At 61.5% G+C, this 12,289-nt stretch carries 13 protein-coding genes; 6 read left to right on the top strand and 7 right to left on the bottom strand.

What is annotated here, in order from left to right; genetic code table 11:
- Position 1: 1 nt before the first annotated feature.
- Together M1E16_RS16460 and M1E16_RS16455 are read right to left on the bottom strand one after the other, a co-directional pair.
- Positions 2-772, bottom strand: coding sequence for a fumarylacetoacetate hydrolase family protein (locus M1E16_RS16460; protein ID WP_458127883.1), 771 nt, complete (start codon positions 770-772; stop codon positions 2-4).
- A complete protein-coding gene (locus tag M1E16_RS16455; protein ID WP_434697504.1) occupies positions 769-1,446 on the bottom strand; it encodes a fumarylacetoacetate hydrolase family protein in 678 nt (225 codons plus the stop codon). The genes M1E16_RS16460 and M1E16_RS16455 overlap by 4 nt, the downstream gene beginning before the upstream one ends.
- Positions 1,447-1,630: 184 nt before the next feature.
- On the opposite strand from M1E16_RS16455, the gene hpaA reads away from it, so the two are divergent.
- The gene (hpaA, locus tag M1E16_RS16450) at positions 1,631-2,542 is read left to right on the top strand and encodes a 4-hydroxyphenylacetate catabolism regulatory protein HpaA (RefSeq protein ID WP_458127882.1); all 912 of its coding nucleotides are present in this window, start codon (positions 1,631-1,633) and stop codon (positions 2,540-2,542) included.
- 111 nt (positions 2,543-2,653) lie between these two features.
- Complete coding sequence (gene hpaR / locus M1E16_RS16445) at positions 2,654-3,076, top strand: homoprotocatechuate degradation operon regulator HpaR (protein ID WP_305500516.1); 423 nt, start codon at positions 2,654-2,656, stop codon at positions 3,074-3,076.
- Between the two features lie 169 nt (positions 3,077-3,245).
- Here the strand turns inward: hpaR and M1E16_RS16440 are convergent, their stop codons facing one another.
- On the bottom strand, positions 3,246-3,461 hold the full coding sequence (locus M1E16_RS16440) for a phage infection protein (RefSeq protein ID WP_434657240.1): 216 nt from the start codon (positions 3,459-3,461) through the stop codon (positions 3,246-3,248).
- Positions 3,462-3,962: 501 nt separating this feature from the next.
- Here M1E16_RS16440 and M1E16_RS16435 point away from each other — a divergent pair.
- Genes M1E16_RS16435 through M1E16_RS16425 form a run of 3 tightly spaced genes read left to right on the top strand, consistent with a single transcriptional unit; the run spans position 3,963 to position 6,861 of the window.
- A complete protein-coding gene (locus tag M1E16_RS16435) occupies positions 3,963-4,508 on the top strand; it encodes a TRAP transporter small permease (protein WP_458127881.1) in 546 nt (181 codons plus the stop codon).
- Positions 4,505-5,785, top strand: a complete 1,281-nt coding sequence (locus tag M1E16_RS16430) for a TRAP transporter large permease subunit (protein ID WP_434601037.1) — start codon at positions 4,505-4,507, stop codon at positions 5,783-5,785. The genes M1E16_RS16435 and M1E16_RS16430 overlap by 4 nt, the downstream gene beginning before the upstream one ends.
- 56 nt (positions 5,786-5,841) lie before the next feature.
- A complete protein-coding gene (locus tag M1E16_RS16425; protein ID WP_458127880.1) occupies positions 5,842-6,861 on the top strand; it encodes a TRAP transporter substrate-binding protein in 1,020 nt (339 codons plus the stop codon).
- A gap of 505 nt (positions 6,862-7,366) precedes the next feature.
- On the opposite strand, the gene M1E16_RS16420 is transcribed toward M1E16_RS16425, so the two are convergent.
- Entirely contained in the window at positions 7,367-8,158 is a 792-nt protein-coding gene (locus M1E16_RS16420; RefSeq protein ID WP_458127879.1) for a transporter substrate-binding domain-containing protein, read from the bottom strand.
- Positions 8,159-8,246: 88 nt separating this feature from the next.
- Positions 8,247-8,900, bottom strand: a complete 654-nt coding sequence (locus tag M1E16_RS16415; protein ID WP_458127878.1) for a TetR family transcriptional regulator — start codon at positions 8,898-8,900, stop codon at positions 8,247-8,249.
- A 141-nt stretch (positions 8,901-9,041) separates the two neighbouring features.
- On the opposite strand from M1E16_RS16415, the gene M1E16_RS16410 reads away from it, so the two are divergent.
- A complete protein-coding gene (locus tag M1E16_RS16410) occupies positions 9,042-10,265 on the top strand; it encodes an arabinose transporter (RefSeq protein WP_458127877.1) in 1,224 nt (407 codons plus the stop codon).
- Here M1E16_RS16410 and M1E16_RS16405 read toward each other — a convergent pair.
- Entirely contained in the window at positions 10,262-10,894 is a 633-nt protein-coding gene (locus tag M1E16_RS16405) for a response regulator (RefSeq protein ID WP_305500528.1), read from the bottom strand. The two genes, M1E16_RS16410 and M1E16_RS16405, sit on opposite strands and share 4 nt — an antisense overlap.
- Positions 10,895-10,925: 31 nt before the next feature.
- The gene (locus M1E16_RS16400) at positions 10,926-12,287 is read right to left on the bottom strand and encodes a cache domain-containing protein (RefSeq protein WP_434601032.1); all 1,362 of its coding nucleotides are present in this window, start codon (positions 12,285-12,287) and stop codon (positions 10,926-10,928) included.
- Between the last annotated feature and the right edge of the window lie 2 nt (positions 12,288-12,289).

The raw sequence follows: 12,289 nt of genomic DNA, 5'->3' as shown, positions 1-12,289 counted from the left end.
CTCAAGCCTCTTTCCGGGACGCGAAGAACTCGGCTTCGCTGACGATTGTGTTGACCAGGCGACCGACGCCTTCCACTTCCACGACCACTTCATCGCCCGGCACCACATCGGCCAGGCCTTCGGGCGTGCCGGTGGCGATCATGTCGCCGGGTTGCAGGGTCATGAAGCTGGACAGGTATTCGATGAGGTAGGGAATGTCGAAGATCATGTCCTTGGTGCTGCCTTGCTGGCGCAACTCGCCATTGATCCAGGTGCGCAAGGTCAGGTTGCCGGGGTCGGCTACATCGGCAACGTCGACGATGTACGGACCGACCGGTGTCGTGGCGTCGCGGTTCTTCACCCGCAGGTTGGGGCGGTAGTAGTTTTCCAGGTAGTCGCGGATCGCGTAGTCGTTGCAGACGGTGTAGCCGGCCAGGTAGCCCAGCGCGTCCTCACGCTTGACGTTGCGCGCCGGTTTGCCGATGACCGCCACCAGCTCGCACTCGTAGTGCATGTAGGCAACGTTGTCGGGGCGCCAGGTGATCTGGTTGTGGCCGGTGTAGGTGCCGGGGGATTTGATAAAGGCGAGCGGTTCGGTCGGCGGCTTGAACGCCAACTCCGTAGCGTGATCGGCATAGTTCAGGCCCAGGGCGAACATGCTGCCGGTGGCCGGGGGCAGCCACTGCACCTGGTTTTCGGCCAGCAGCCGACCGTCGGCCAGGCGCACGGCGTTATCGTTCTCGACCGTGACGGCATGGACCCGGCCTTCAAAGTGAATGCGTGCGCGTTTCATGAGGCGGCTCCTGTTTCCTCGGCCACGATGGTATTGACGAGTCGGCCGATGCCGCTGATGTCCACTTCGACGCGATCGCCGGGCAGTACATCGACCCGGCCCTCGGGCGTGCCGGTGATCAAGACATCGCCGGCATGCAGGGTCATGAACTCGCTGATCTCGGCGATCAAGCGGGGGATGTCGCGAACGAAATTGGCCGTGTTGTTCTGCTGGCGAACCTCGCCGTTGACGTACAGCGTGACCGCCAGGCTGTGGGGGTCGGCAATGTTGGCGCTGGGCACCAGGTCGGGACCGATGGTGCAAAAGCCATCCCGGCACTTGGCCTTGACGGCGGGGCGGTAGTAGCTGTCCTCCGGCAGGCTGAATTCATTGACCACGGTGTAGCCGGCGACGTAGTTCAACGCCTCGTCGGCGCTGACGCGGCTGGCGGACTTGCCCATCACCACACCCAACGCCGGCCCGGGTTGCAGGCGCTCGCCCTGGCCTGGATGAATCACCTCGGCCTCGTGCTGGTTGCGGGTGTTCGGCGTCTTGATGAACAGCACGGGCTTGAGCGGCGGCTTCTGGTAAGGCGCTTGCTCGAACTCGGCGAGGCGCTGCTTCAGCAGCCCCTGGTAGTTCAGCGCGACCCCGAACAGGGTGCCGGTCGCGACGTCATGCAGGGCACGGCTCATGCTTGTCTCCTGGGATGGCAGAGACCAGTGCTCTGCGGATATTGTTAATGTGTTAACAGTTATAATTAAGATGTTAACTATCGTCAAGCGTGGCAGAATCTTCCGGCACTGGTTGCCCTGCCGATTTCGGCGCAGCATGAGCGCAGGCAGTGGCCTGAATCAGAATAAAAACGAGTAATGCGTGATGACCGACCGGCAGCCAATCCCGAACATCAACATTGGTCAGGTGTATGACCAGCGCTACAGCGATGCCGAAGTGCATTACGACCGGCTCGCCAACCTGGCCGGCTTTTTTGGGCGCAACATGCCGGTCCATCGGCATGACCGGTTCTTCCAGGTTCACTACGTCAAGAGCGGCACCGTGCGGGTGTATCTGGATGATCGGCAATACGTCGAATCAGGGCCGATGTTTTTTCTCACGCCGCCGACCATTCCCCACGCTTTTGTTACCGAAGCCAACAGCGACGGACACGTGCTGACGGTGCGTCAGCAACTGGTGTGGCAATTGATCGATGCCGATCCGAGCCTGGCGCCGGCGGGCGTGCAGATGCCGGCGTCCTGCGTCGCGCTGGCGCAGTTGGGGCCGGAGCAGACGGGGGAGGTGCGGCGGCTGGACTGCCTGTTCGAGGAATTGAGCGAAGAGGTGACGGCCGGGCGGCCGGGGCGCAGCGCGGCGCTGGACGGCTTGACGCGGCTGATCATGATCAGCCTGCTGCGGCTGTGCTCCAACTCCCTGGAAGCCAGGCCGGCGCGGCATGAAGACCTGAAGATCTTCCACCGTTTTAATGAGTTGATCGAAGCGCATTATTTCCAGCACTGGCCCCTGTCGCGTTATGCCGCGGACATTGGCGTGACCGAGGCGCGCCTCAACGACGTGTGTCGACGAATCGCCGACCTGCCTTCCAAGCGCTTGATCATGGAGCGCCTGATGCAGGAGGCCAAGCGGCTGCTGTTGTTCACCGGCAGCTCTGCCAATGAAATCTGCTACCAGCTCGGCTTCAAGGACCCCGCGTATTTCAGCCGGTTCTTCCAGCGTTACGCCAGGCTGACACCGGGGGAGTATCGGCAGCGGCAGTCGGGCATGTTGTTCAAATAGACCGATGGACCCGTGGCGAGGGAGCAAGCTACCTCGCCACAAAAGCGAGGCGCTTGCAGCAGCCTGCCGGCGACACTAAGCTGCCGACTCGCCCATCCATACAGTTAGAACATGGCCAACCCGAGACCTTCACTGACGCTGACTCTGCTGCAAGCCCGCGAAGCGGCGATGGCTTTTTTTCGTCCGGCGCTGAACCAGCATGATCTTACGGAGCAGCAGTGGCGAGTGATCCGCATTCTGCACCAGCAAGGTGAGTTGGAGAGCCACCAGCTCGCCCATCAGGCCTGCATCCTCAAGCCCAGCATGACCGGCGTGCTCACTCGCCTGGAGCGCGACGGGCTGGTGCGGCGGCAGAAATCCAGCCAGGACCAGCGTCGGGTTTTCGTTGGCCTGACCGAGCGCGGCCAGCAGTGTTTCGTGTCCATGAGCGAAGGCATGGAAAGCAACTACCGGCGGATCGAGGAACAGTTCGGCGAAGAAAAAATGCAGCAGCTGCTGGGTTTGCTCAATGAGTTGAAAAACATCAAGCCCTGAACCTTGAGCCTTTGCCCTTAGAGCTTTTCGTGGCGAGGGAGCTTGCTCCCGCTGGGCTGCGCAGCAGCCCCAAAACCATTCAACCCGGTTCTCCAGGAAAAACCGGCTGGCAGATTGACGACTGCTGCGCAGCCGAGCGGGAGCAAGCTCCCTCGCCACAACAGCGCTTTCATGCGGTGCTGCGTTCACGCAGCTCCTGCAACCGATCAGCCCCGCCTTCAGCGACGCGATTCTGAATCAGACGATCAGAGCCACCCTCAGCCAGCTGCTGCGCAGCATGGCCATGGGAAGGGGAGCTCTTGGCCGAGGCCGCCGTCGACAAGCCGACACCGCCAACCAGCGTCAGGGCGATTGCGAGGGATGAAAGTTTCGAGAAATTGAACATGGTGATTCTCCTTGCGCGTTATTGAGTGGGCCGTGGCAGCGCCTGTGTGCTGCTGTCCGGTGTGTGCAGTTAAACGCGCAGGTGTATCGGCGATGTGTGCCGGAAAGGCGTGAAATCGGCGAATTCGTATCAATTCGCTGCCCATATACACAGCGATACAAATCCCCCCGTGACCAGCGGGTTTGACCCCGTAATCCACTGACCAGTGACCGATAATCGCACGCTAGTTCCGTCTTGATCCGTGCTGAGGCGTTGCAAGGTTATTGACCGGATTAACTGGGTAGTACATTTTAGCTGGCACTCAGCCTCGCCATGCCCAGGCAAGGCCATAATAAAAAACAGAGGTCCTCATGCGCTCCCGTCCAATGGCTTTCGCCCCGTCCCACGCCTCCAGCTCCGGTATCTGCCGGGACGTTTCAGTTTCGATCCGATAGCGCACGCGTTTGCGCTCTGTCGCGCCGGATGCATGTCGGCGCTCGGTCAACCTGTGAGGTCTTCAAGATGACAAAAGTCGTCGATCTGTATTTCAAGCTGCTGAAGCTGCTGATTGTCCTGTGCATGGTCGCGATGATCGTGCTGGTGTTCGGCAACGTCGTGCTGCGCTATGCGTTCAACTCCGGCATCAGCGTTTCGGAAGAACTGTCGCGCTGGTTCTTCGTCTGGATGATTTTCCTCGGGGCCCTGGTGGCGCTAAAGGACCGCGCCCATCTGGGCATGAACAGCCTGGTCAAGCGCTTGCCGCCCGCCGGCAAGCGTGCCTGCCTGGTCATCAGCCACTTGCTGATGCTGTATATCTGCGGCTTGATCGTCAGCGGCAGCTGGCAACAGGCAGTGATCAACCTGAACGTGGTCGCGCCGGCTTCAGGCCTGTCGATGGCGCTGTTCTACGCCGCCGGCCTGGTGTTCGGCGTCAGCGCCACCGCCATTCTGCTGTATGAACTGTACCTGGCGCTGTTCGGCAAACTCGCGGATGACGAGCTGGTGATGGTCGAAGCCAGCAATGCTTCGGCAACCAACCACGACACCCTCAAAGGTAGCCGCCCATGACCTTGGCCATTTTCCTCGGGTCGTTGATGGGCAGCATGGCGCTGGGTATGCCGATTGCCTTTGCCTTGCTGGTGGTCAGCGTCGCGCTGATGTTCTACCTGGACCTGTTCGATGCCCAGATCATCGCGCAGAACCTGCTCAATGGCGCTGATAGCTTTCCGTTGATGGCCGTGCCGTTCTTCATGCTGGCCGGCGAAGTCATGAATGTCGGCGGCCTGTCCAAGCGCATCGTCAACATTGCCATGGCGCTGGTGGGGCACAAGCGCGGAGGCCTGGGTTATGTCGCGATCATCGCCTCCTGCCTGTTGGCCTCGCTTTCCGGTTCGGCGGTGGCTGATGCCGCGGCGCTGGCAGCGCTGCTGGTGCCGATGATGGTGCTGGCCGGGCACAACCGAGGGCGTTCGGCCGGGCTGATCGCCGCTGGCAGCACCATCGCGCCGGTCATTCCGCCGAGCATCGGTTTCATCGTTTTTGGCGTGGCCTCCGGGGTATCGATCTCCAAGCTGTTCCTGGCCGGAATTGTGCCCGGGCTCATGCTCGGTGCCGGGCTCGCCATCGCCTGGTGGTTCATCTCCCGCCGCGAGAATGTCGAGACGGCGCCCAAGCGCTCCCGTGCCGAGGTACTGCGCACATTGCTGGACGGCAGTTGGGCGATGGGCCTGCCGCTGATCATCATCCTCGGCCTCAAGTTCGGCATCTTCACCCCCACGGAAGCGGCGGTGGTCGCGGCGGTCTATTCGCTGTTCGTGTCGTTGGTGATCTACCGGGAAATGAAGATCAGCCAGCTGTACGAAGTGATCCTGTCATCGGCCAGGACCACCTCGGTGGTGATGTTGCTGGTGGCGGCCGCGATGGTCTCGTCGTGGCTGGTGACCATCGCCGACCTGCCGGGCCAGTTGGCCGACCTGCTGGCGCCGTTCATGGACAACCAGACCCTCCTGCTGCTGGTGATGATGGCGCTGATCATCCTGGTCGGCACGGTGATGGACATGACCCCGACCATCCTCATCCTCACGCCGGTGCTGATGCCCGCGGTGATCCAGGCGGGCATCGACCCGGTGTACTTCGGCGTGCTGTTTCTGATCAACACCGCGATTGGCCTGATCACGCCGCCGGTGGGCACGGTGCTCAACGTGGTCTGCGGCGTGGCGAAGCTGGAATTCGAGGAAATCGTGCGTGGCGTGTGGCCGTTCATGCTTGCGCAATTTGCGGTGCTGTTCCTGCTGGTGCTGTTCCCTCAGCTCGTCCTGGGACCGTTGAAGTTCTTCACCGGTTGATGCCGGTGCAATCCGTAGCAGCTCGAAACCAACAACAATAAAGATCGGAGACTGACATGCAAAAACTGATGAAAACCCTGCTGGCCGGGGCCTGCGCAACAGGCTTGCTGCTCGGCAGCGTGGCCGGCCACGCCGCTGAGATCCGCGAGCGCACCCTGCGTTTTGCCTTCCAGAACGTCAAGGAACATCCGCAAGGGCAGGGCGCGCAGAAGTTTGCCGACCTGCTCAGTGAAAATAGCGGCGGCAAGCTCAAGGTTCGTCTGTTCCCTGGCGGAACCCTGGGCGGCGACGTGCAGACCGTCTCGGCCCTGCAAGGCGGCACGCTGGATATCACGGTGCTGAACTCTGGCATCCTCGCTGCCCAGGCCGCGGATTTCGCCATGCTCGATTTCCCGTTCCTGTTCAACAACGCCGAGGAAGCCCACGCGGTCATCGACGGGCCGGTCGGCCAGAAACTCGCGGCGCAGTTGGACAGCAAGGGCCTGGTCGGCCTGGGTTACTGGGACCTGGGGTTTCGTCACCTGACCAACAGCAAGCATCCGGTGGCGAAACTTGAAGACATGCAGGGCTTGAAGGTTCGTGTCATCCAGTCGCCGATCTATCTGGAAACCTTCAGTGCCCTGGGTGCCAACCCGGTGCCGATGGCTTTCCCGGAGGTCTATACCGGCCTGGAGCAACACACTATTGATGGTCAGGAAAACCCGTTCACGGTGATCGAAGGCAACAAATTCTACGAGGTGCAGAAGTACCTTTCGGTGACGGGCCACATCTTCAATCCGCAGTCGTTGATCATCAGCCAGAAAACCTGGAACCGCCTCAACGACGATGAAAAGGCGCTGATCCGCGAGGCCGCGAGCGAGGCGCAGAAGTTCCAGCGTGAAGTCACCGCGGCGAGCATGGACAAGGCCAAGGCGACGCTGGCGGGCGCCATGACTGTCAACGAAATCACCCCGGCCGAGAAAGATCGTTTCCGCGAACGTGTGCAGCCGGTGATCGATAAATTCGCCAAATCCCTGGACGGTGAGCTAGTGAAGATGATGTACGCCGAAATCGCCAAGGTGCGGGCGGGGCAGTGAGGTCAGGGGAACACGCCTGACCGTGCTATTCCTGTGGGAGCGAGCCTGCTCGCGAAAGCGGAGTGTCAGTCGATGATGATGTCGACTGAGCGGACGCCATCGCGAGCAAGCTCGCTCCCACAGTGGTTTTGGGTTGGACTCGGGATCTGCAGGCGCCACAGATCCCACAGTTGTTTGGGTTGGACTCAGGATCTGCATGTGCCACAGATCCCACAGTTGTTGGGTTGGACACAGGTTCTGCATGCGCCACAGATGCTCTTGTGGGAGCGAGCTTGCTCGCGATAGCGGTGTGTCAGTCAATGAAAATGTCGACTGATCTGGCGCCATCGCGAGCAGGCTCGCTCCCACAGTTGTTTTGGGTTGGACTCAGGATCTGCGTGCGTCACAGATCCCGTGTGGGAGCGAGCCTGCTCGCGAAAGCGGTGTGTCAGTCAATGGAGATGTCGACTGATCTGGCGCCTTCGCGAGCAGGCTCGCTCCCACAGGTTTTATATTTGCAGATAAATCACTGGGCGCCGGGGACGGCCAGCCACTGTCCGATCACTTTCTGGTAGCTGCCATTGGCCTTGCTCAGGTGCAGCCACTGGTCGACGTACATTTTCCAGGTGTAGTCATCGCGCGGCAGCAGGTAGGCCTTCTCGCCGTATTGCAGATACTGGGTCGGGTTGACGGCGCACAGGCCCGGTTTGAGTTTCTGCTGGTAGAGCGCTTCGGAGGCGTCGGTGATCATCACGTCGGCGCGTTTTTCCAGGAGTTCCTGGAAGATGGTCACGTTGTCATGGAAAGCCAGCTGGCCCTTGGGCAGGAATGCCCGCACGAAGGCTTCGTTGGTGCCGCCGGCCGGCTCGACAAGACGCACCGAAGGCTGGTTCATCTGCTCGATGGTCTGGTAGCGCGACTGGTCTTCGCAACGCACCAGGGGGATCTTGCCGTCAACGTCCAGGGTGCTGCTGAAATAGGCTTTTTTCTGCCGTTCCAGGGTCACCGAAATCCCGCCCATCCCGATGTCACATTTGCCGGCCAACATGTCTGGCATCAGGGTTTTCCAGGTGGTCTGGACCCATTGCACCTTGACGCCGAGGCTGCTGGCGAGGGAACGGGCCATGTCGATGTCGATGCCCTCGTATTCACCCGATGCGGCCTTGTAGGTATAGGGCTTGTAGTCGCCTGTCGTGCACACCCGCAGTTCACCTTGTTGCAGGACCTTGTCCAGGTGCGAAGGGGTTGGCTCGGCCAGGGCACTGCCGCAGAACGCCAGCAGGCCACAGAACGTCATCGTGCTTGTTATGGTTTTCATGGATCGGACGTCTCGCAAAGGGAGGGACAAGACGGGCGAGTGTAGTAAAAGTGTCGGCGGGCTGTCACCGGATCGTCGGGACGAGCAGTCAGCCTGGCGCGATCTCGACGGCTTTCTGGCGCAGACTCTCCAGATAGGCACAGAACATATCGGCCATGGCATCGGCATAGGCCCGGATTTCCTCGCCGGAGCGTGGCGTTGCCGAAAATCGCTTACCCACGGAACCGAGCGTGGTGATGATCAGGTCACCGGCCAGGGCGCGGGTCTGCGTGCTGGCTTCCGGCAGCACTTGTTGCATGAAAGCGTCCACCGATTGCTGCACCGAGATTCGCGCCGTCTGATGTTCGGGGGCATCGCGGTAGAGCGGGGCGGCGTCATTGAGGGCGATGCGTATCTGCGCCTCGTCGCATTCGGACTGGATGAACGCCTGCACCAGATCCCTCAATCGCTGCAGAGGTGGCTTGCCCTGGTCCTCGAGGATGTCCCGCAGCATGGCGGTGGTTTGTTGCCACTCGTCACTCTGCAACCGGAACAGGATCGCCGCCTTGTTCGGGAAGTATTGATACACCGACCCGACGCTGACGCCCGCGCGCTCCGCCACACGAGCCACGGTGAAACGCGGGGCGCCGTGGCTTGCCAGAACCTGAACAGCCGCCTCCAGGACGGCCGCCACGAGTTCGGTGGAGCGGGCCTGTCTCGGCTGTTTGCGCGAGGAAATCTGCGGGCTTGGGCGTTCGGACATGAAGGTCATGCACCTCGAAAGGAATGCGAATAGGCAATGCGACGGATTATTCGTATCTTGAATGCGACTAATTGATCGCATTCTAGTCGGCTGCACAGACGCCGTTCAACTTCACTTCGCTTCCTTTCCATGGGTAGGGTCATGACTCAAGAAAAACTTCATCTCGGCGCCGCATCGGCGCTCGGGGCAACCGTCGAGGCCAATCCGGCGCTCAAGCTGTTGCCGCTCACACTGACCGTGTTTGTCGGTTTCCTCACCATCGGCATGCAATTGCCGGTCTTGCCGCTGCACCTGCATGACACGCTGGGCATGGGCACGCTGGTGATTGGCCTGGTGGTCGGGGCACAGTTCGCCGCGGCGCTGCTGTCACGGGCCTGGGCCGGCAACTTTGCCGACCTGCGTGGCGGCAAGCGCGCGGTCATGGCCGGGCTGGTGACGGCCGCCGTTTCCGGGCTGGTCTATCTGCTTTCCCTGGCGTTCGTTGCCGAGCCGGTTACGTCGGTCTGGCTTTTGTCGGGCGGCCGCGTGCTGCTGGCGATCGGGGAAAGCCTCATCGTCACCGGAGCGATGGGCTGGGGCATCGGCCTGGTGGGGCCGCAGCATGCCGGCAAGGTCATGGCCTGGAACGGCATCGCCATGTACGGCGCCTACGCACTGGGTGCGCCGCTCGGTGTTGCGTTGAATGCCGGTTGGGGCTTCGTGGGCATCGTCCTGGCCTCGATGTTCGTGCCGCTGCTGGCCTTGGCGATTGTCGCCGGCGTGCGCGCCGTCGCCCCTACGGCGACCCGGCGTACACCGTTCTACAAGATGCTCGGCGCTGTCTGGGTTCCCGGCCTGGGGTTGGCGTTCTGCAGCGTCGGTTTTGGTGTTCTCACGGCGTTTATCGCGCTGTTGTTCGCGGCCCGGGAGTGGGGCAACGCTTCGTTGGCATTCACCGCGTTCGGCGTGGCGTTCATCGGTGCGCGGCTGCTGTTCGGGCACCTTCCGGACAAGATCGGCGGCGCCCGTGTGGCTCTGGTCTGTGTATTGATCGAAAGCGTTGGGCTGCTGCTGATCTGGAGCGCCGACAGCGCGACCAGCGCCTACCTGGGGGCGGCACTCACCGGTTTCGGTTATTCCCTGGCGTTTCCCGGCTTTGGCGTGGAAGCGGTACGGCGCGCACCACCACAGGCTCGCGGTCTCGCCATGGGCGCCTATGTCGCCTTTCTCGATATTGCCTTGGGCATCACCAGCCCGCTGGCCGGCCTGTTGGCGAGTGGCTGGGGCATTGGTGCGGTTTACCTGGGCGGCGCCATCGCCGTGGCGCTGTCGTTTGGAGTGGCTTTGGTGTTGCTCGGAGGGCAGCCAGGCAAGCTCCCTCGCTAGCGGGAAACAAGTCCGTGATCGATCGCGTATTTCACCAGCGCCGCAGGCTTGTCGATATTGAGTTTGCGGCGGATGCTCAGGCGGTGGGTTTCGACGGTGCGTACGCTGATGTCCAGTTCACGGGCCATTTCCTTGTTGTTGAGCCCCTCGACCATTTTCGCCAGGACCTGGCTCTCGCGCGGCGTCAGTTCGCTGTCGGTGTTCGGGTCGGTGGCGAGGCGCTGGGCGATCTCGGCGCTGTAGAAGGTGCCGCCGCCGATGATGGCTTCGATGGCGGCAATGATCTCCTTGGAAGGTGAATTCTTCAGGACGTAACCGCTGGCACCGGCGCGCACGGATTCACTGATGTACTCATGATTGTCGTACATGCTCAGGATGAGGATCTTCAAGCCGGGGTATTGCTTGCCCAGCAGCCGGGTCAGCTCGAGGCCGTTCATGTCCTTCAGGCCGATGTCCATCAGCAGCAGGTCCGGCTGGCAGCGCCCGACCATGTCGATCGCCTGCGCGCCGTTCTCCGCTTCGCCGACCACGTCCAGGCGGGGCATGACGGACAGCAGCGCGCGAATGCCGTCACGAACCAGCGAGTGATCGTCGACCAGGGCGACGCGTATGGCGGGGGGCAGGGTCATGGGCAGGTGCTCTTGTGGAAATGAACGCGCATCAACTTTCCGTGGCCGACAGGGTCATGGGCAACAGGATATCCAGTTCGCTTCGTCCCGGAACCGAGGTCATTTCCAGCCGCCCGCCAAAATGCTCGACCCGTTCGCGGATATTACGCAGGCCGATGCCGGTGTGACCACGCTCGACCTGCGGGACGTTGAAGCCCATCCCGTCATCCACCACGGTCAGGCGCAGGGATTGGCCCGAACCGAACAGGGTGATGGCGACTCGTTTCGCCCCGGCGTGTCGCTCAATGTTGGTCAGCGCCTCCTGGGCAATCCGGAACAGCGAGACCGGGGCGCCGTTTTCCAGGCGACAGTCGAATTCGTTGCTTCGGTAGGACACTTCCAGGCCACTGCGCTGTTCGAATTCGGCGGCGAGCTGGCCGATGGCGGCGGGCAGGCCCAGGGTATCGAGCAACGAGGAACGCAAATCATGGGAAATGCTACGGATTTCACCGATCGCTTCGCCCAGTCGATCGGTGGCATTCTTCAAGATGCCGAGGCCATTTTCCTGGCCGTTCTCGATCACATGGCTGGCCAGTTCGAACTGGAACTTGATCGAAACCAACAGCTGGCTGATGCCGTCGTGGAGTTCGCGAGACACCCGCGAGCGCTCTTCCTCCTGCAAGCTGACGATACGCTGGTTCAAGCGCTGCAGTTTCTTGTCGGCCAGGCGATGCTCGCTGACATTGAGGGTGATGCCGCCGGCAAACACCAGCAGCACCGCGACCAACGCGATGGCGGCGATGGCCTGCATGGTGGTGTGGATGCCCTGGGCCACTTCGGCGCGAGCCTGCTGGGTGGCGCGTTCGACGTCTTCCAGGTAGATCCCGGTGCCCAGCATCCAGCCCCAACGATCGAGCATCACGACGTAGGCGAGCTTGTCGGTTACCTGGCCGGAGGAGGGCTTGTTCCAGGCATAGCGCTGAAAGCCTTCGCCTGATTCGGCGCTCTTGAGCAAAGCCTGGATGACGGGCAGGCCTTGAGGATCCTTCATGTCCCAGAGATATTGCCCCACCAGCTCCGACTGGCGGGCATGCATCAGGCTGCGACCCTGGCGGTCGTAGACGAAAAAATAACCGTTGATGCCAAAGCTGAGCTTGCGCAGTTCTTCCAGCACCTGCTGCTGTGCCCGCGCATCTCCCTGGCCGTCGTTGTACAACGGGGCGATCAGGCTCTGCGCCATCTCTACGTAATTCTTCAGCTCGGCGCGTTTACTGGCCAGGATACTGTCTTCGATCAGCTGCGCCTGTTGGTCACCCAACTGGCGATTGAGCGAGATGACCAAGGCACCAATAACGGCAATCGCCAGGACCAGCGGCAGGATCCCGAGAGCGACGATCTTGTGTTTGAGCAGCATCT

Source organism: Pseudomonas sp. Z2-11 (genome assembly GCF_054161305.1).
The sequence above is the reverse complement of the archived record's forward strand: the minus strand, read 5'-3'. Positions and strand labels throughout refer to the sequence as shown.

Bases quoted from the DNA above. Each gene is read 5' to 3' on its own strand.
- M1E16_RS16460 (WP_458127883.1), bottom strand. From the start codon at position 772: ATGAAACGCGCACGCATTCACTTTGAAGGCCGGGTCCATGCCGTCACG.
- M1E16_RS16455 (WP_434697504.1), bottom strand. From the start codon at position 1,446: ATGAGCCGTGCCCTGCATGACGTCGCGACCGGCACCCTGTTCGGGGTC.
- M1E16_RS16440 (WP_434657240.1), bottom strand. From the start codon at position 3,461: ATGTTCAATTTCTCGAAACTTTCATCCCTCGCAATCGCCCTGACGCTG.
- M1E16_RS16400 (WP_434601032.1), bottom strand. From the start codon at position 12,287: ATGCTGCTCAAACACAAGATCGTCGCTCTCGGGATCCTGCCGCTGGTC.
- M1E16_RS16430 (WP_434601037.1), top strand. From the start codon at position 4,505: ATGACCTTGGCCATTTTCCTCGGGTCGTTGATGGGCAGCATGGCGCTG.
- M1E16_RS16405 (WP_305500528.1), bottom strand. From the start codon at position 10,894: ATGACCCTGCCCCCCGCCATACGCGTCGCCCTGGTCGACGATCACTCG.
- M1E16_RS16415 (WP_458127878.1), bottom strand. From the start codon at position 8,900: ATGTCCGAACGCCCAAGCCCGCAGATTTCCTCGCGCAAACAGCCGAGA.
- M1E16_RS16435 (WP_458127881.1), top strand. From the start codon at position 3,963: ATGACAAAAGTCGTCGATCTGTATTTCAAGCTGCTGAAGCTGCTGATT.
- M1E16_RS16420 (WP_458127879.1), bottom strand. From the start codon at position 8,158: ATGAAAACCATAACAAGCACGATGACGTTCTGTGGCCTGCTGGCGTTC.
- M1E16_RS16410 (WP_458127877.1), top strand. From the start codon at position 9,042: ATGACTCAAGAAAAACTTCATCTCGGCGCCGCATCGGCGCTCGGGGCA.
- hpaA (WP_458127882.1), top strand. From the start codon at position 1,631: ATGACCGACCGGCAGCCAATCCCGAACATCAACATTGGTCAGGTGTAT.
- hpaR (WP_305500516.1), top strand. From the start codon at position 2,654: ATGGCCAACCCGAGACCTTCACTGACGCTGACTCTGCTGCAAGCCCGC.
- M1E16_RS16425 (WP_458127880.1), top strand. From the start codon at position 5,842: ATGCAAAAACTGATGAAAACCCTGCTGGCCGGGGCCTGCGCAACAGGC.